The following is an 18,063-nucleotide window of genomic DNA, read 5'->3' on the forward strand; positions in this document are numbered from 1 at the left end:
TGCCCTTAAGTCAGACGGACTCTAGCCGCGCCGGCCCAGCTTGCCGGCGGCCATCGCCGCCAGGGCTTCCGACACGCGCTGGATGGCGCGATCCCAGGTGCCGTCCTGGCTTTGGCGGAACACGCGCATGGTCGGGTACCACACGCTGTCGTCGCGGCCATCGACCCAGCGCCAGTCATTGCCCAGCGGCAGCATCACCCACACGGTCTTGCCCATGGCGCCGGCGATGTGGGCCTCGGCGGTGTCGCCGGCCAGGACCAGATCGAGCCCGGCGATGATGCCGGCCGATTCGGCCAGATCGACGCATCGGCTGCCCATGTCTTCGAAGAAAGTGCGGTACCCGCTTTGGACCAGCTGATCGGCTTCCGGCCGGCGTTGCAGGCTGATGAGATTGATGGTCGGGTCGGCGGCCAGCCGCAGCAGCGCCGACAACGGCACCTGCCGCGAATTGGAACGCCCGGACCAGGCGACACCGACCCGCAGGCGGCCGTCGTCGGGGAAGCGGAAGGCCGGCACGTCGTCGGGCAATCGCAGATAGGGCACGTCGCGGACCGGCGTGGTGCGCGACGTGGTGCCCAGCAGGCGCGGCACATCCAGCAGGCGGACGGCACAATCGACGGCGGGCAGCTTCTCGCCGCGCGGCACCACCTGTTCGACTCCGGCGACGCCGGACAGCAGGCGGGCCAGTTCGGGGACGCATTCCACGGTGACCAGGCCGCCCTCGCGCGCCACCATCGGCAGATAGCGGGCCAACTGAATGGTGTCGATGGCATCGCCTTCGTCGCGGACCAGGATGGTGCGCGCTTCCAGGCGGCTGCCATCCCATTCAGGGGCAGTATGCTGGGGCAGGGGGACCGGCCGCCGCTTGACCATCTCGGCCATGCCGCGCGCCAGATTGCCGGCCTTCAAAAGGCCGACGGCCAGGTCGTGCGGCTTCAGCAGCGAGGAATCGGCGGCGGCGACCCGTTCCAGGGTGGCCAAGGATTCCTTGGCGCGGCCCTGCTCGCGCAGCAGCATGGCGAAGGCATAAAGGGTGCGCGGGTTGGCCGGGTCGTCGGCCAGCACCTTCAGGAACATCGCCTCGGCGGTGGCGGCATGGCCCATCTCGCGCAGGACGTTGGCGAGATTGGCGCGGATCACCGGGCCGCCCCCGGCCTTCAGGGCGCGGCGCCAGCAGGCGGCAGCGGCCTCGGCCCGGCCGATGCGCCGCAGCAGCCCCCCCAGATTGGCGTTGGCCTCGACATTGCCGGGGTCCTGGGCCAGCGCCTTGGCGAACAGCTCGCCCGCGGCGTTGGGGCGACCGGCATTCAGTTCGTTCGCCCCCCAGTTGGCCAGCTCGGCGGCCTGGGCCGAGGCCCGCGACATCGCCGCCGGAGAGGTCGGGTCGTTGGCGTCGCCATATTCGGTGGCCGCCTTCTGGTCAGCGGCCAGGGCCAGCACGATGCCGGGGCGCCCGTCGAACGGCACCAGCCGGCCGGCGGCGATCTCGGACGGGAAGCAGAAGAGCTGATAGCCGAAATCGGCCAGCACCTGCGGCGCCGTGATCCCCTCGCGATTTTCGAACACCAGGATGGCGATGCTGCCGCTGGCCAGCGAGCCGCTCATGCCGGAAACGATATCGTCCACCGAGCCGGCGGCGCCGATGCGGACGATCAGCCGGGCGGCGATCAGGTCGGAACGCTCGGCGATCAGCGCGTCGAGCGTGGTGGAGCGCTTGTCGGATCGCACCCACTCGGGCAGGGCGAAAACCGTGCGGCCGGCGCGCGGCCGTCCGGCCACCAATGCCGGCCCCTGCCCACCGCCGACCACCTGGCACATCACCTCGATCTGGTCCGACAGGCCGGACAGGTCGACGGTGTCCGAGAAGATGGCCGCCTCGGACGGTTTGGCGTCGATGGCCAGGACGCGGATGTCGCCGGCCGGATGGCTGGCGGCGTCCAGGCTGTGGGTGCCGTCGCCCGCGCCGATATCGACGAACAGGTCGCCGGCCTTCAGATGGGTCGACAGGAACGCCCGGGTCGCCGCCTTCGGCCCCATCTGGCCGCGGGCCTCGGCCTGACGGCGCTGGTGCTCGGCGGCGACGCGTTCGTCCAGCGCAGCCAGCAGATGGGTGATAACGCCGGTCCAGTCGCCCGCGCGGTCCTGGCGGAACAGGCGCGCCGTCGGGTACCACGGCGAATCGTCGCGGTGCAGCATCCAGCGCCAATCGGGCGCGTAGGGCAGCATCACCCACACGGTCTTGCCCATGGCGCCGGCCAGATGGGCGACGTTGCCATCGACGGTGATGATCAGGTCCATCTCGGCGATGCGGCCGGCCATGTCGGCGTAATTGCCGATCGAGGGCGACAAATCGTGCAACAGCGTCGGGTGGGCCAGCCGGTGGGCATCCTCGGCCCTCGCCCCGAGCTGCAGGCCGAACATGGCGATTCCGGGATGGCCCATCAGGGTCATCATCTGCGGGAAGGGAACGGCCCATGCGGCCCGCGGGCCGGCCCAGGCCAGGCCGACCTTCAGCACCGCGCCGGGCGGCGCCGACACGCGCGGACGGTGGCCGGCCGGCGCCTCGATATAGGGCGCGGGCGGGATGCTGGTCAGCGTGGTGCCGAACAGGCGCGGCAGGTCGGCCAGCGACACGCTGAAATCGATATGCAGGTCGGGCGGCAACGGCTTGCCTGAAGCCACAGTGCGGGCGACGCCAGCCACGCCCTTGCCCAGCGGGACCAGCGGCTCGGGCAGGGCCAGAACCACCTGGGCACCCTTGGCGGCGAAGATCTGGGCATAGCGCAGCATCTGCAAGGTGTCGTCAATGCCCTGCTCGCTCCACAGCAAGATGGTGCGGCCGGTCACCTCGTGGTTGCCGCCCCATGGCTCGCCGGGGGCTTGCGCGCGCGGGCGCGGCGACTGGCGCCAGCGCCATTCCATGTCTTCCCAGGCGGCGGCCAGGTTGCCTTCCAGCAAATTCATGCGGGCGCGGCCCAGATGGGCGGTGGAATTCTCGGATTCCAGCGCCAGGGCGCGTTCCAACTGGTCGCGAGCCTCGTCCATGCGGCCCATGCCGATCAGCGCCTGGCCCAGGCCGGCGTGGGCGGCGGCGGAATCGGGGGCGATGGCCAGGATGTCGTGGTAAAGGTCGGTGGCGGTGGCCAGGTCCTGGCGCCGCGCGATCAGGTCGGCCAGTTGCTGGCGGCCCTCGATGCGGTTGGGAGCCAGGGCCAGCGAGCGGCGCAGCGCCGTCTCGGCGGCCTGCTCCTTGCCCTCGGCCAGCAGGACCAGGGCCAAGCCGTGCCAAGCCTCGGACGGGGCATTGGGTTCGCGAACCAGCATGGCATAGGTGGTGCGGGCTTCGTCGCTGCGGCCCAGGCGTTGCAGGGTCAGTGCCAGTTCCAGCCGGGCCGGCAAATTCTTGGGGTGGACCGCCAGGATGCGGGCCAGTTCGGTCATCGCCTCGCGCGTTTTGCCCATGATGCGCAGCACGCCGCAGCGGCCGACCTGGGCCTCGACATGGTCGGCGTCCAGCGCCAGGACGGAATCGTACCAATGCAGGGCGGTGACCAGATCGCCGGTGGCGCGGGCGGCCTCGGCGGCGGCCAGCTCGAAGCTGCCGAATCCGGCGTTGCCTGCCCCAAATCCGGCAAGATGGTCCTCGCTCATACCGGTTCCCCTCGAACACTCCCTGAATGGCAGTCAACCGCGCGAATCCGCAAGGGTCAAGCGCAAAGCGAGCAGACTTGCCAAAAAGGATGAGGTTAGCGCCGAAGCTGCACTTGTGGCATAATAGACCAAGAAGTCTTGGTCGATCCTTGGATGCCTGAAGGGGGGCATTAGTCCGATGAACGCGGTGCCGTCCGTTCCGAAGCTGGTGGTGAAGATCACACCACAGGTGGCTGTCCAAGCCCATTCGGGCGGGACCGTCATCGTGCCGGGCGGCGATCTTTTGTTGACCGCCGAGTTCGTTCGTTCGGGGCCCGATCTGATCCTGAAGGGCGAGAACGGCCAGCAGGTGATGGTCGCCGGCTGGTACGAACAGCCGAATCCGCCCAGCCTGGCCACCGAATCGGGCGCGCAGATTCCCGCCGATCTGGCCATGATCCTGGCCGGGCCGCTGGCGCCGGGCCTGTTCGCCCAGGCCGGCGATCCGGCGGTGGCGCTGCAATATATCGGCATCGTCAGCAAGGTGAGCGGACCGGCCTTCGTCCGCCATGGCGACGGCACCCGCGAGCCGCTGGCCCTGAACGCCAAGCTGGCCCAGGGCGACGTCATCGAAACCGGCGACAAGGGGGCGGTCGGTCTGATCCTGGCCGACAGTTCGACCTTCGCGCTGGGTGCCAAGGGCCGCATGGTGCTGGACGACATGGTGTTCGATCCCGGCCGGCCCAACGAGTCGCATTCGCAGGTCTCGGTGGTGCAGGGCACCTTCTCGTTCGTCTCGGGCGAGGTGGCCAAGGCGGCGCCCGACGCCATGAAGGTCCGGACGCCGGTGATGACCATCGGTGTGCGCGGGACCACGGTGGCCGGCTTCGCCGCCGCCGAGGGCAGCAACAATACCGTCACCCTGCTGGACCAGGGCGCCGGCACCGGCCAGATCTCGATCGCCACCGCCGGCGGTACCACGGTGATGAGCCAGCCGTTCCAAAGCGTGCAGATGACCAGCTTCACCCAAGCGCCGCCGCCGCCGGTGACCTTGTCCCAGGCCCAGGTGCAGGCGCAGTACGGCGACGCCATTTCCGCCCGCCCGGCACCGCCGCCGCCGGGGCAGAACCCGATCTCGCCGCAGAACCAACAGCAGCAACAGCAGCAGCAAGGCCAGCAGGGGCCGGCCGAGGGCGGCCCGAATGCCGGCGCCACCGGCACCGAGGCCGCCGCCGCCCAGGAGGCCGCCGCCAAGGAAGGCCAGGCCGCCGCCGAAGAGGCGATCAAGGAAGCGGTCAAGGAAGGGCTGATCCCCGAGGGTGCGGCCAAGGAAGCCCTGGCCGAATTGCAGGCCGCCGCCGATCTGTTCCTGTCGGCCACCGACCTGCCGGGCGGGGTGTCGGGCTCGATCTACGGGGTGTTCACCCAGCCCGGCGCCATGTATGGCGACGCCTTCGGCTCGCTGGGTTTCTTAAGCGGCGGCGGTGACATCGCCGACCTGTTCAATCCGCTGGCCGAAATCGGCCCCGCCGAGAATCCGTTCGCGCCCGATAATCAGAACCAGGCGTTCCAGGATTTCCTGGCGGCGGTCAGCGACGAGGCCGAGAAGGCCTTCATCGAGGATATGCTGGCCAACGACCCCAACATGCCGCACTTGGGCGACGAGGAGCCGACCACCTTTTCCCAAAAGATCAATCTGACCGCGGGCAACGATACCGTCACCGGGTCGGCGGGCGAGAACACCAGTTTCTATATTCACGACGACCCCAATTCGACCGTCGGCGGCACCGACAGCATCGATGGCGGTGACGGGACCGACCAGTTGGCGATCGACGGCATGGACGACATGTGGGTCAAGATCGTCACCGACCAGGCGACCCTGAATTCCGGCCAGGCCTTTTTCTATTCGACCCTGTCGGGAACCTTGGCCGACGTCATGACCTATTCGGGCATCGAGGAATTCCTGTTCTCGTCGTCCCAGGTCATCACCGACTATACCAGCACCAGTTCGGTCAGCTATGGCAGCGGCCCGCAAAGCTTAAGCAGCGTCGTGCCGATCAAGAACATGGATTCGGACAAGACCGGCTATGCCTATGCCGGCAGTTCGTCCGCCGACACCATCGCGATTCCCGGCGATCCGAAGATGGCCGGTTTGGTGGCGTTCGGCAAAGGCGGCGGCGACACCTTCAGCATCAGCAATGGCGGCAACCTGCTGCTGTCGGGTGGCGATTCCGACAATGCCGACACCAATTCCGACGGATTGCCGGACAGCGACCTCAACCATTTCGACTTTTCCGGCCTGACCAGTACCGACCTGACCACCAGCACCACCGCCAGCGGCTGGGGCCAGGACGGCATGTGGGGCCTGTCGCTGGTGATTTCCGGCGCCACCGGCCAGATGGGCGCCGATTTCGAGGCACTCGACCGCTATTCCGGTTCGCCCTCGGTCTTTGATGGTGGGGCGGCCAAGCTCAAGGTGCTGGCCTGGGATGCCGGCGACCTGACCCTGTCGGGCGGCAACGACAACCTGATCACCCAGCCGTTCCAGAATTTCGGGCATCTGCATAATCTCGATTTCGGGGCCGGCACCGACAGCGCCACCATCGATCTGCGTTACGGCGGCGGGCTGGTATCGTTGGCCGCCGGGGCCGACAATGACAGCATCAGCGTGATCTGCAATTCCTTCACCACCGTCGACACCATGAACCTGGACGGCGGGACCGGCACCGACACGCTGGACCTGTTGGGCACCATGCCGGGGCAGATGACCTTCGACAACATCACCGGTTTCGAGAAAATCAGTCTCGGCAACAGCAATTACGACAGTTCCTTCAACGTCACGCTGGCCGATTCGACGGCGCCGACCACCGGGTTGACGGTCGATGCCCACACCAACGGGACCAGTTCGACGGTGCGCCTCGACGGTTCGGCCGAGACCTCGGCGGCTCTGATCCTGTGGGGTGGCAAGGGCGACGACACCCTGATCGGCGGCATGGGGGGCGACACCCTGATCGGCGGCCAAGGCACCGACAGCCTGACCGGCGGCAACGGCGCCGACGTGTTCGAGTTCCGCCAGTACGGCACGCCGCTGGTCAACGGTGTGGTCGCGGATATGGCGATCGGCACCGACACCATCACCGACTGGAACGGTTCCGACTTCATCAGCCTGTCGAACGCCACCTTCAATCTGGGCAGCAGCGCGACCTTGACGTTGAACAGCACCTACTTCGAGGACACCGCCCTCGGCACCAATTACGGCACCGGCGCCGGCATCATCGCCGTACAGAACAACACCAACGTCGATATCTATTATTGCCAGGATCTGAGCGCCGCCGCGTCGAACTCGTACCAGATCGCCCAGTTGCAGAACACCGGTTTGAACGCCATCGATGCCCCCAACATCACCTTGACGAGTTGAACCGAGCCAGCAGCCGTCCGGTTTCCGCCCGCGCCTTGGCGACGTTGGCCGCCTTGACGGGGCCGAAGCCGCGCATCGACAGCGGCTGGCGGGCGATCTCGACTGCCAGGTCCAGCCTGTCGGCGGTCAGGTTGGACAACAGGTCGCCCAACACCGCCTGGTATTCGTCGATCAAGGCGCGTTCCAGCCGGCGCTCGGGCGAATATCCGAACGGGTCGAACCAGGTGCCGCGCAGGGCCTTCAAATGCTTGAGGCCCTTGAACAGGGTCAGCATCCACGGGCCGAACTTGTGCTTGCGCGTGCCCAGCCACGGGGGCGCCAGATGCGGCTGGACCTTGTCCCAGCTTTCGAATTGGGCCTTCAACTGGGCGTCCAGGCCGCCATACAGCCTTGCCACCTCGTATTCGTCCTTATAGCTCATCAGCTTGGCCAGCGAGCGGGCCACCGCCTCGGTCAAGCGGGTCGAACCCGGGACCACGGCGGTCTCGGCGGCGCGGGTGCGCTCGACCCAGGTTTGGAAGCGCGCGGCCCAGGCTTCATCGCCCCAGGCGGTCAGATGGGCGACGCGCCGGGCGATCAATTCGTCCAGATTTTGCGACAGGGCCGGGGCGGGGTGGGGATCGGCCAGGGCTTCGACCTGTTTGCGGTCGTGGGCGGCGCGGCGCCCCCACAGGAAGGCGGCGCGGTTGAACTCGACCATGGCGCCGTTCAGGGCGATGGCGCCGTCGATGGCCTGTTCCGACAGCGGGATCAGGCCCTTCTGCCAGGCCAGGCCGACCAGGAACAGGTTGGTGGCCAGCGCGTCGCCCAGCAGGCGGGTGGCGATGCGCCCGGCATCGATGAATTCGGCCCCGCCGCCGGTGGCGGCATTGATGGCCCCGCCGCCGGTGGCGGCATTGATGGCCTGATGCATCGAGCCGGCCGGATAGGCCAGGTCGGGCGCATGGGTGAAGCTGGCCGGCATGGTCTGGTGGTCGTTGATGATGGCAAACGTGCGACCGGCCTTCAGCTTGGCCAGGGTGTCGAAACCGGCGGCCACCACCATGTCGCAGGCCAGCAGCAGATCGGCGCCGCCATCGGCGATGCGCACGGCATGCAGGCGGGCCGGGTCGTCGCACAGCCGCACATGGCTGACCACCGCGCCGTTCTTCTGGGCCAGACCGGTCTGATCGAGCGCGGTGACCGCCTTGCCGTCCAGATGGGCGGCCATGCCCAGCACCTGGGCGACGGTGACCACGCCGGTTCCGCCGATGCCGGTGACGACGATGCCGAAGGGCTGGCGGCACTCGGGCAGGGTGGGGGGCGGCAGGTCGCCCGCCCAGTCGCCGGCGGCGGCTTTTTTGGGCTGGGCGTTGGTGACGGTGACGAAGCTGGGGCAGAAGCCCTTCAGGCAGCTGAAATCCTTGTTGCAGGCCGATTGGTCGATGGCCCGCTTGCGACCGAACTCGGTTTCCACCGGCACCACCGCGACGCAGTTCGACACCTCGCCGCAATCGCCGCAGCCTTCGCACACCGCTTCGTTGATGAACACCCGTTCGGGCGGGTCGTCCATCAGGCCGCGCTTTCTGCGCCTGCGTTTCTCGGCGGCGCAGGTCTGGTCGTAGATCAGCACCGACACCCCCCGATGCTCACGCAAGTTCCGTTGCAGCGCGTCCATGTCGTCGCGGTGATGGGTGGTGGTGCCGGGCGGTAATTGGTCGGCATAGGCGATGGAGCGGTCCGACACCACGGCGATGCGGGTTACCCCCTCGGCCCGGACCTGGGCGGCGATGGCCGGAACCGTCAGCGGCCCATCGACCGGCTGGCCGCCGGTCATGGCCACGGCGTCGTTGTAAAGGATCTTGTAGGTGATGTTGACGTTCGCCGCGACGCAGGCGCGGATGGCCAGAAGGCCGGAATGGTAATAGGTGCCGTCGCCCAGATTCTGGAAGATGTGCTGTGTGGTGGTGAACGGGGTCTGGCCGATCCACGGCGCCCCTTCGCCGCCCATATGGGTGAAGGTCTCGGTGCGGCGCTCGGGCATCCAGGTCGCCATGTAATGGCAGCCGATGCCGGCGGCGGCGCGGCTGCCGTCGGGCACGTTGGTCGAACTGTTGTGCGGGCAGCCGGCGCAGAAATAGGGCACGCGGGCAAAGCCCTGCGGCACGGTCTGCAAGGCGGCTTCCTTGGCATCCAGCCAGGCCAGGCGTTCGCGGATGCCGAGCGAGGTGTAGAAACGGCCGATGCGGGCAGCGATGATTCGGGCGACCATGGCCGGCGTCAGCTCGCCATGACTGGGCAGCAGGGGCGCGCCGTCCTGGTCCAGCTTGCCGACCACGCGCGGGCGCACGTCTTCGCGCCAATTGTAAAGCTGGGCCTTCAATTGGTCCTCGATGACCGGGCGCTTTTCCTCGACCACCAAGATCTCGTCCAGGCCCTCGGCGAAGGCGCGGATGCCGTCGGCTTCCAGCGGCCAGCTCATGCCCACCTTGTAGACCTTGAGGCCCATGCGCGCGGCGTAATCCAGGTCGATGCCCAGATCGTCCAGCGCCTGCAGCACGTCCAGATGGGCCTTGCCGGTGGTGACGATACCCAGTCTGGGCTGGGGCGAATCGACCACCACCCGGTCCAGGTGGTTGACACGGGCGAAGGCCAGGGCCGCCTCGATCTTCGGCCCCATCAGGCGTATTTCCTGCTCGAGGAAGCGGTCGGGCCAGCGGATGGCCAGGTCCGGCCGCTGGCCAGGGGCCAGGATGGCCAGCCGCCACGGATCGATGTCGACCAGGCCCGAGCTTTCCACCGTCTCGGTGATCGCCTTCAGGCCGACCCACAGCCCCGACCAGCGTGACAGTGCCCAGCCCAGCAGGCCGTAATCCACCAGTTCCTGCACATTGGCCGGGTTCAGGACCGGCATCTGGGCCGCCATCAGCACCTGTTCGGACTGGTGCGCCAGGGTCGAAGACTTGCAGCCGTGATCGTCGCCGGCCACCACCAGGACGCCGCCATGGCGGGCGGTGCCGGCGGAATTGGCATGCTTGAACACATCGACCGAGCGGTCGAGGCCGGGGCCCTTGCCGTACCACAGGGCGAACACCCCGTCGACCAGGGCGCCCTCGAACAAGGTGACCTGTTGGCTGCCCCAGATGGCGGCGGCGGCCAGGTCCTCGTTCAGGCCGGGGCGGAAGACGGTGTCGGCTTGCTTCAGGAATTTCTCGGCCCGCCACAATTCCTTGTCCAGCCCGCCCAGCGGGCTGCCGCGATAGCCCGAGATGAAGCCGGCGCTGTTGATGCCGGCGGCCTTGTCGCGGGCGCGCTGCAGCATCGGCAGCCGCACCAGGGCCTGGATGCCCGACAGCAGCACCAGCCCGGAACGGGCGGTATATTTGTGGTCCAGGGTCAGATTCGGGGTGACGGACATGGTGGCCTCCCTTGATTTGACGTGGGGAGGAACAGGCCGCGGTGGAAGAGGTTGCCAAAAAACGCAATCAAATCATTAAATTGATGTCGATCGGGCAACAAACTTGCCAATTCGCAGGCCAATTTGGGGGGGTGATTTCCGGGGCCGTCCGGGGTATATCAAGGACGTCATTCATATCAGGGTCGTCTCATGAGCGTTCTCGTCACTGGCGCCGCCGGATTCATCGGTTACCACACCTCGCTTCGCCTGCTGGAGCGCGGTGACAAGGTCGTCGGGGTCGACAACCTCAACCCCTATTACGATCCGGCCCTGAAGCGCGCCCGGCTGGCGCGGCTGACCGAGCATCCGGGCTTTTCCTTCATCCAGGCCGACATCGCCGAACGCCCGGCTATGGCCGAGGTGGCCGAACTGTTCCCCGACATCACCGCCTATATCAACCTGGCGGCCCAGGCCGGCGTGCGCCATTCGCTGAAGGCGCCGCACGATTACACCCGGTCGAACGTCGAGGGCCATCTGGTCCTGATGGAGATGGCCCGCAACAATCCCAATTGCCGCCATTTCGTTTATGCCAGTTCGTCGTCGGTCTATGGCACCAACACCAAGCTGCCGTTTTCGGTCGAGGATCGGGTCGATACCCCGATCTCGCTTTATGCCGCCACCAAGCGCTCGTGCGAGCTGATGAGCCATTCCTATTCGCACCTGTACCGGCTGCCGACCACGGGCCTGCGCTTCTTCACGGTGTACGGCCCGTGGGGCCGTCCGGACATGGCCGCCTTCCTGTTCGCGCGGGCCATCGTCGATGGCAAGCCGATTCATGTCTTCAACAATGGCGACATGCGCCGCGACTTCACCTATATCGACGACATCGTCGCGGGCGTCATCGGGGTGCTGGATAATCCGCCCAAGGATGAAGGCGCACTGCCGCCCTATCGCATCTACAATATCGGCAACAACTCTTCCGAAAGCCTGATGGATTATGTCGGGCTGATCGAGACGTGCCTGGGCCGCAAGGCCGAATACGTGCTCGAGCCGATGCAGCCGGGCGACGTCAAGGAAACCTATGCCGACATCAGCGCCATCCAGCGTGATGTCGGCTTCGCGCCGACGACGCCGATCTCGGAAGGCGTGCCCAAATTCATCGAGTGGTTCAAGGCCTATCACGGGCTGTGATCCGGCGCCCATAGGGCGCGGCCAAGGGGCCGCAGGCCCCGCCCGGCGAGGGCCTTGAAATCCGAATTATTCGGATTTCGTATGATAAAGGGCCTCGAGCAAGGCGCCGAACCGTTCGCGCACCACATGGCGGCGGACCTTCAAGGTCGGCGTCATCATGCCGTTTTCGGTGGTGAAGGACTGGGCCGTCAGGATGAAGCGGCGGACCTTCTCGATCGGTGACAGGCCAGCATTGACATGATCGACCGCGTCGGCGACGGCGCGGCGGAAGGCGGGCAGGGCGCACCACTCGGCCAGGTCGCCGGTTTGGCCATTGTCCGTGGCCCACTGGGCCGCCCACTCGCCGTCGGGGACCAGCAAGGCCACCAGATGCGGCCGACGGTCGCCATGCACCATCGCCTGGGCGATTTCCGGGCGCAGGGTCAAAAGCCCCTCGACCCGCTGCGGCGAGACGTTGTCGCCACCCGAATTGACGATGATGTCCTTCTTGCGGTCGGTGATGCGCAGATAGCCGTCGGGATCGATCTCGCCGATGTCGCCGGTCTTCAGCCAGCCGTCGGAATCCAGGACGCGCCGGGTGGCGGCGGGGTCGTTCCAATAGCCGGTCATCACCACCTCGCCGCGGACCAGGATCTCGCCGTCCTCGGCGATGGCCAGCTCGATGCCGGCCAGCGGCGGGCCGACCGTCTCGATGCGGATGCGGTCGGGCGGGCTGCAGGAAATGGCCGGTCCGGCCTCGGTCTGGCCATAGCCCTGCAGGATCGGCACGCCCAGCGCGGTGAAGAACAGCCCGACCTCGGGCGCCAGGGGCGCGCCGCCCGACACCAGCGCCTTCAGGCGCCCGCCGAAACGAGCCGCGACCTTGGTGCGCACCAGCCGGTCCAGCGCCTTGTCGGCCAGCCAGTCCAGCGGCCCCAGCCGCCCGTGCAGATATCGCTTTCGGCCCAGCTCAACGGCCAGGTGGAACAGTTTGGCCTTGGTGCCGCCCTGGCGCTCGACCGCCTTGAGGATGCGCGTGCGCATGCTTTCGTACAGGCGCGGCACGGCGGTCATGATGGTGGGGCGGATCTCGGCCATGTTGGCGGCCAATTGCTCCAGCCCCTCGGCATAGAAGATCTGAGCGCCGATGGTGATGGGGAAGATCAGCCCGACGGTGTGTTCATAGGCGTGGGACAGCGGCAGGAACGACAGGAACACCTCGTCGGCCAGGCCGACCCGTTCCAACAGCCGGAAGGCGCCGGCGCAATCGGCGATCAGGGCGCCGTGCGACAGCATGACCCCCCGAGGCGCGCCCCCGGTGCCCGAGGTGTAGATCAGGCAGGCGACGTCGTCGCGGCGAATGTCGGCCGTCTGCTGGCGAATGAGCCCGATGCGGTCGGGCTCGGCCTGGGCGGTTTCGGCCCAGTCCAGCACCGTGACCTGATGGGCCTGGTGGCGCTCGGGCATGTCCAGACAGATGATTGTCGGCGGTCGGGCCGAGCGGACGGCCGCCTCGAGCACCCGTTCGGCCAGGGCGGCGGTCGAGACCAGGACGATTCGCGCCCCCGAATCGGTCAGGATGTGCAGATGGTCGGCGGGGGTGTTGGTGACATAGGCCGGCACGGTGATGCCGCCGGCCAGCATGATGGCCAGGTCGGCGATGGCCCATTCCGGGCGGTTCTCGGACACCAGCATGACCCGGTCGCCCGGGGCCAGTCCCAAGCCTTTCAGGCCCGAGGCCAGGGCCAGGGCGCGGTCGCGCGCCTCGGCCCACGAGATGGACCTCCAGGCCCCGCCCTGCTTGGCGGCCAGGAAGGGCTTGTCGCCCAATTGATCGGCCTCAGCCAGGAAAATGGCCGGTATGCTGCGGGCCGCGACGTAATCGATGGACATGGGGGCCTCCCTCCCTTAGCTCTAGTTCAACGCGTTTTTCGGTCCCATGGCAAGGAGGCTCCCGGCATGACCCACATCGATACCCTTCCCGAATGGGATCTGTCCGACCTTTATGCCGCACCCGATTCGCCCGAACTGGCCCGCGATCTCGACGGCGCCGAGGCGAGCGCGAAGGAATTTTCCGAGCGCTTCGCCGGTCGGTTGGCCGATCTGTCGGGGGCCGAGTTCGGTGCCGCCATCGCCCTTTACGAGCGCCTGGGCGAGGTGATCTATCGCGCCCTGTCCTATGCCCAGCTGCTTTATTCCGGCGACCAGACCGACCCGGAACGCGCCCGCTTCTATCAGGGCATCCAGGAACGGGTGACCGACATCTCGACCCACACCTTGTTCTTCACCCTGGAAATCAACCGCCTGGATGATGCGGTGCTGGCCGCCAAGCTGGCCGATCCGGCCGCCGGCCATTATGCGCCGTGGCTGCGCGACGTCCGGGTGTTCCGCGATCACCAATTGTCCGACGAGTGCGAGAAGCTGCTGCACGAGAAGTCGGTGGCCGGGCGCGCCGCCTGGAACCGCCTGTTCGACGAGACCATGGCCCGCCTGCGCTTTCCCATCGGCGGCCAGTCGCTGACCTCGGCCGAGGCCCTGCATCTGATGAGCGACCGCGACCCGGCCAAGCGCCGCGAGGCCGCCAAGGGCTTGGGGGCCGTGCTGGGCGAGAACGCCCCCTTGTTCGCGCTGATCACCAACACCCTGGCCAAGGACAAGGAGATCGAAGACAAGTGGCGCCGCTATGCCCGGCCGCAATCGTCGCGCAACCTGTCCAACCAGGTGGAAGACGAGGTGGTCGATGCCCTGGTCGCCGCCGTCAGCTCGTGCTACGAGCAATTAAGCCACCGCTATTATCGGTTGAAGGCCAAGTGGTTCGGCGTCGATCGGCTGGATTACTGGGATCGCAACGCGCCGCTGCCCGATGACGACGACACCACCTTCACCTGGGGCCAGGCGCGCGACACCGTGCTGACCGCCTATCAGGCTTTCAGCCCCGAATTGGCCGGAATCGGGCGGAAATTCTTCGATTCCAACTGGATCGACGCTCCGGTGCGGCCCGGCAAGTCGCCGGGTGCCTTCGCCCATCCGACCGTCACCAGCGTCCATCCCTATCTGCTGGTCAACTTCCAGGGCAAGACCCGCGACGTCATGACCCTGGCCCACGAATTGGGCCACGGCGTCCATCAGGTCCTGGCCGCCGGCCAGGGCGGCCTGATGGCCGACACGCCGCTGACCCTGGCCGAGACCGCCTCGGTGTTCGGCGAGATGCTGACCTTCCAGTCGATGCTAGCGGGTGCCGCCACGCCGAAGCGCCGCAAGGCCATGCTGGCCGGCAAGGTCGAGGACATGCTGAACACCGTGGTCCGCCAGGTCGCCTTCTACCAGTTCGAGAGCATGGTCCACGAAGAGCGCCGCTCGGGCGAATTGTCGCCCGAACGGATCGGCGAGATCTGGATGAAGGTCCAGACCGACAGCCTGGGGCCGGCGCTCTGCTTCCACGACGAGTACAAGGCGTTCTGGACCTATATCCCGCACTTCGTCCACACGCCGTTCTATGTCTATGCCTATGCCTTCGGCGATTGCCTGGTCAATTCGCTCTATTCCGTCTACCAGCAGGGCGCGCCGGGCTTCCAGGACAAGTATCTCGACATGCTGAAGGCCGGCGGCACCCTTCGCCACGGCGACCTGCTGGCGCCTTTCGGTCTGAACGCCGCCGACCCGGCCTTCTGGCGCCAGGGACTGGAGGTGGTGGTGGGCTTCATCGATGAGCTTGAAGTCATGTGATAAGTTGGCGGAGAGATGAGAATTCCACTTTCCAATCCTGCCCGCGGGTTCATACTATAAACGAATGGTTAGTGGGCTGTGCGTCGCATGGTCCTGTTCGGGGGATATGGCATGAGTTACCGGTTTAGCGAACAGTCCGGGACCGTCACCGTGACGTTCACCGGACAAATGAACTTCACCGTCAACGTCGAGTTCCGCGAGTTGCTGTCCAACATCGTCGCAAAGCGCCCCAATTCGGTCGTTTTCGACCTGTCGGAACTGACGATGATCGATTCCGTCGGGCTGGGCCTTTTGTATATCGCCCAGGAAGACGTCGCCGCCATCGGGGCCAAGCTGTCCTTGGCCCGACCGAAGGACAAGGTCGCCCGCCTGCTCGAGCTGACCGAGGCCGCAAAGACCTTCGAGATCATCCCATGATGATTTCTGGTCAGGAGAGCTGAGATGGCGGCCGATCTGTTTCTGACCGGCAAGGAGCGGTCGTTCCGCCCCGACGAGATCATCGTGTCGAAGACCGACCGGACAGGCAAGATCACCTATGCCAACGACGTCTTCATCGCCATGAGCGGCTATTCCGAGGACGAGTTGCTGGGCGCCCCCCATTCGATCCTGCGCCATCCGGCCATGCCGCGCTGCGTGTTCCGCCTGCTGTGGGACGTGATCGAACTGGGCGACGAGATCTTCGCCTATGTGCTGAACCGCGCCAAGAACGGCGACGAATATTGGGTATTCGCCCACGTCACCCCCAATTTCGGCCCCGACGGCGCCATCGTCGGCTATCATTCCAATCGGCGGGTGCCCAAGCAATCGGCGGTCGAGACCGTCAAGCCGCTTTACGCCCAGTTGCTGGAAATCGAAAAATCGAACCCCGATCGCAAGGCCGGCCTGGAACAATCCTATGCCGCCCTGAAGGCCACGGTCGGCCAGTTGGGATTTTCCAGTTACGACCAGCTGATTTTCGCCATCTGCCGGTAGGAGACACCGATGTCGAGCCCAACTTCCGGCGGCAAAGCCCTGTGGGGCTGGATCGGCTTGGTCCTTCTGGCGGCGGCCGCTTTGGCGCTGGCGGTGAAAAGCGGTCTGGACGGCGCCGCCCTGGCGCTGGTGCTGCTGGCGATGGCCGGGGCCGCCCTGGCGGCGATCGGGCTGGCCGGCGGTGGCGGCGGGCCGGGCGCGACCGAGCGTGAGCTGATCCGGCGTTCGGCCGAAGTGGTGATGGCGGCCTCGGCCGGCGACCTCAACGCCCGCATCCTGCGCATCGGCCGCGACGACGATCTGGGCCGGCTGCTGCACGGCGTCAACCGCCTGCTGGACCTGTCCGAGGAGTTCGCCAAGGATACCGGCGCCGCCATGGCCCGGGCCGGCCGCAAGGAATATTTCCGCATCATCCCGGAAGAGGGGTTGCGCGGCGACTTCCTGACCTTCGCCCGCCTGATCAACAAGGTGCTGGGCGACATGGAGGAACGCGGCAAGGAAACCGCCGACTTCGAGGAGGCGGTGAAATCCATGGTCAGCCAGGTCGCGAAATCGACCGACGGCATCGCCAAGACCGCCGACCAGATGGCCCAGCGATCGGAACGGGCCGGCTCGCGGTCGATCGATGTCGGCGACGCCGCCCAGGCGACCTCGGAAAGCGCCCAGGCGGTGTCGGAAGTGACCCGCCACCTGGCCGAGGCCATCAACGAAATCTCGCAGCAGGTGACGCTGTCCAGCTCGGTCGCCCACGAGGCGGTGGCCAACATTTCCTCGACCTCGCAGCGGGTCAACGGCCTGGCCGAGGCGGTTAAGAAGATCGGCACCGTGGTCCAGCTGATCAGCGAAATCGCCAGCCAGACCAACCTGTTGGCCCTGAATGCGACCATCGAGGCGGCGCGTGCCGGCGAGGCCGGCAAGGGCTTCGCGGTGGTGGCGCACGAGGTGAAAAGCCTGGCCAACCAGACGGCCCGGGCCACCGAGGACATCACCAATCAGGTCGGCGCCATCCAGTCAGCCGCGCGCGAGGCGGTGTCGGCCATCGACGAGATCGTCGGCACCATCCGCCAGATGGACGAGATCACCGCGACCATCGCCCAGGCGGTGCAGAAGCAGGAAGCGGCGACGCGGGACATCTCGGCCAACATCGAGGACGTGGCCCAGAAGGCGGAAGAGGTGTCGCACTCGGTGGCGGTGGTGTCGCAGGTGTCGGCCCAGGCCTGCGGCGGCACCATCCGCGTGATCTGGAGCGCCAACCTGCTGAGCGAGGTGGTGCAGTCCTTGAGCAGCCGGGTCGAGCAATATATCCAGAAGGTCCGGTGAGCGGGTTGGGGGCTTGCGCCGTCCTGGTGGTGGCGGCCCTGTTCGCGCCGATTTTCCCGGAACCGGTCGGTCTGATCGCCGTCGGCCTGCGGCCGCTGGCTGCTGCCATGTTCATCCATGCCGCCGTCCGGGCCGGTGGCGGCTGCGGCTGCGCCGTCAGCCGTCCCTATGCCCTGGCCCTGGCCGGCAGCTTGGCTGCGCTGTTCAACCCCTCTGGCGTCTTCGTTGAAACCCGCTGGGGCTTCCCGCTGTTCCGCCCGCACGGGCCGGGCGAGTTCGCCGTCGTGGTGACGTTGGTGCTGGTGGCCTGGGGGCTGGTGGTGGCGGTCCCGCTGCTCCGCCGGCCGGGCGGATTGCCGCTGCTGATCTTGGTGCCGCTGCTGCTGGCGATGGCGGCGTCGAGCGTCCTGGCCCTGGCCTGATTCACCTGGGCTTATCCCGGTAAAATATT

At 66.9% G+C, this 18,063-nt stretch carries 10 protein-coding genes; 7 read left to right on the plus strand and 3 right to left on the minus strand.

The genetic code is table 11. The features are described 5' to 3' along the window. Nucleotides 1–21: 21 nt before the first annotated feature. Nucleotides 22–3,651: a tetratricopeptide repeat protein gene (locus MTBLM5_RS13625; protein WP_173976641.1), complete on the minus strand. Its 3,630-nt coding sequence runs from the start codon at nucleotides 3,649–3,651 to the stop codon at nucleotides 22–24. Between the two features lie 178 nt (nucleotides 3,652–3,829). On the opposite strand from MTBLM5_RS13625, the gene MTBLM5_RS19140 reads away from it, so the two are divergent. Beyond that, the gene (locus MTBLM5_RS19140) at nucleotides 3,830–7,048 is read left to right on the plus strand and encodes a FecR domain-containing protein (RefSeq protein WP_173976642.1); all 3,219 of its coding nucleotides are present in this window, start codon (nucleotides 3,830–3,832) and stop codon (nucleotides 7,046–7,048) included. Here MTBLM5_RS19140 and MTBLM5_RS13635 read toward each other — a convergent pair. After that, nucleotides 7,032–10,445 carry an indolepyruvate ferredoxin oxidoreductase family protein gene (locus MTBLM5_RS13635; RefSeq protein WP_173976643.1) on the minus strand — a complete coding sequence of 1,138 codons (3,414 nt, stop codon included), beginning with the start codon at nucleotides 10,443–10,445 and terminating at the stop codon, nucleotides 7,032–7,034. The two genes, MTBLM5_RS19140 and MTBLM5_RS13635, sit on opposite strands and share 17 nt — an antisense overlap. 189 nt (nucleotides 10,446–10,634) lie before the next feature. Between MTBLM5_RS13635 and MTBLM5_RS13640 the strand changes: the two genes are divergently transcribed. Beyond that, nucleotides 10,635–11,615, plus strand: a complete 981-nt coding sequence (locus MTBLM5_RS13640; RefSeq protein WP_173976644.1) for an NAD-dependent epimerase/dehydratase family protein — start codon at nucleotides 10,635–10,637, stop codon at nucleotides 11,613–11,615. 66 nt (nucleotides 11,616–11,681) lie between these two features. On the opposite strand, the gene MTBLM5_RS13645 is transcribed toward MTBLM5_RS13640, so the two are convergent. Beyond that, on the minus strand, nucleotides 11,682–13,487 hold the full coding sequence (locus MTBLM5_RS13645; protein WP_173976645.1) for a long-chain fatty acid--CoA ligase: 1,806 nt from the start codon (nucleotides 13,485–13,487) through the stop codon (nucleotides 11,682–11,684). Nucleotides 13,488–13,553: 66 nt separating this feature from the next. Between MTBLM5_RS13645 and MTBLM5_RS13650 the strand changes: the two genes are divergently transcribed. The 5 genes from MTBLM5_RS13650 to MTBLM5_RS13670 all read left to right on the plus strand — a co-directional run bounded on the left by MTBLM5_RS13650 (nucleotide 13,554) and on the right by MTBLM5_RS13670 (nucleotide 18,034). Then, a complete protein-coding gene (locus MTBLM5_RS13650; protein WP_173976646.1) occupies nucleotides 13,554–15,320 on the plus strand; it encodes a M3 family oligoendopeptidase in 1,767 nt (588 codons plus the stop codon). Nucleotides 15,321–15,431: 111 nt separating this feature from the next. Continuing rightward, the gene (locus MTBLM5_RS13655; RefSeq protein WP_173976647.1) at nucleotides 15,432–15,737 is read left to right on the plus strand and encodes an STAS domain-containing protein; all 306 of its coding nucleotides are present in this window, start codon (nucleotides 15,432–15,434) and stop codon (nucleotides 15,735–15,737) included. A 24-nt stretch (nucleotides 15,738–15,761) separates the two neighbouring features. After that, complete coding sequence (locus MTBLM5_RS13660; RefSeq protein WP_173976648.1) at nucleotides 15,762–16,292, plus strand: PAS domain-containing protein; 531 nt, start codon at nucleotides 15,762–15,764, stop codon at nucleotides 16,290–16,292. Nucleotides 16,293–16,301: 9 nt separating this feature from the next. After that, nucleotides 16,302–17,612, plus strand: coding sequence for a methyl-accepting chemotaxis protein (locus tag MTBLM5_RS13665; RefSeq protein ID WP_173976649.1), 1,311 nt, complete (start codon nucleotides 16,302–16,304; stop codon nucleotides 17,610–17,612). Next, a complete protein-coding gene (locus MTBLM5_RS13670) occupies nucleotides 17,609–18,034 on the plus strand; it encodes a hypothetical protein (protein ID WP_173976650.1) in 426 nt (141 codons plus the stop codon). The genes MTBLM5_RS13665 and MTBLM5_RS13670 overlap by 4 nt, the downstream gene beginning before the upstream one ends. Nucleotides 18,035–18,063: the final 29 nt, after the last annotated feature.

This window comes from Magnetospirillum sp. LM-5, assembly GCF_902729445.1.
In the GTDB taxonomy this organism is placed as follows: Bacteria; Pseudomonadota; Alphaproteobacteria; order Rhodospirillales; family Magnetospirillaceae; genus Magnetospirillum.

What these genes read in the sequence shown, in the direction of transcription:
- MTBLM5_RS13625 (WP_173976641.1), bottom strand. Translation starts at nt 3,651, where the DNA reads ATGAGCGAGGACCATCTTGCCGGATTTGGGGCAGGCAACGCCGGATTC.
- MTBLM5_RS19140 (WP_173976642.1), top strand. Translation starts at nt 3,830, where the DNA reads ATGAACGCGGTGCCGTCCGTTCCGAAGCTGGTGGTGAAGATCACACCA.
- MTBLM5_RS13635 (WP_173976643.1), bottom strand. Translation starts at nt 10,445, where the DNA reads ATGTCCGTCACCCCGAATCTGACCCTGGACCACAAATATACCGCCCGT.
- MTBLM5_RS13640 (WP_173976644.1), top strand. Translation starts at nt 10,635, where the DNA reads ATGAGCGTTCTCGTCACTGGCGCCGCCGGATTCATCGGTTACCACACC.
- MTBLM5_RS13645 (WP_173976645.1), bottom strand. Translation starts at nt 13,487, where the DNA reads ATGTCCATCGATTACGTCGCGGCCCGCAGCATACCGGCCATTTTCCTG.
- MTBLM5_RS13650 (WP_173976646.1), top strand. Translation starts at nt 13,554, where the DNA reads ATGACCCACATCGATACCCTTCCCGAATGGGATCTGTCCGACCTTTAT.
- MTBLM5_RS13655 (WP_173976647.1), top strand. Translation starts at nt 15,432, where the DNA reads ATGAGTTACCGGTTTAGCGAACAGTCCGGGACCGTCACCGTGACGTTC.
- MTBLM5_RS13660 (WP_173976648.1), top strand. Translation starts at nt 15,762, where the DNA reads ATGGCGGCCGATCTGTTTCTGACCGGCAAGGAGCGGTCGTTCCGCCCC.
- MTBLM5_RS13665 (WP_173976649.1), top strand. Translation starts at nt 16,302, where the DNA reads ATGTCGAGCCCAACTTCCGGCGGCAAAGCCCTGTGGGGCTGGATCGGC.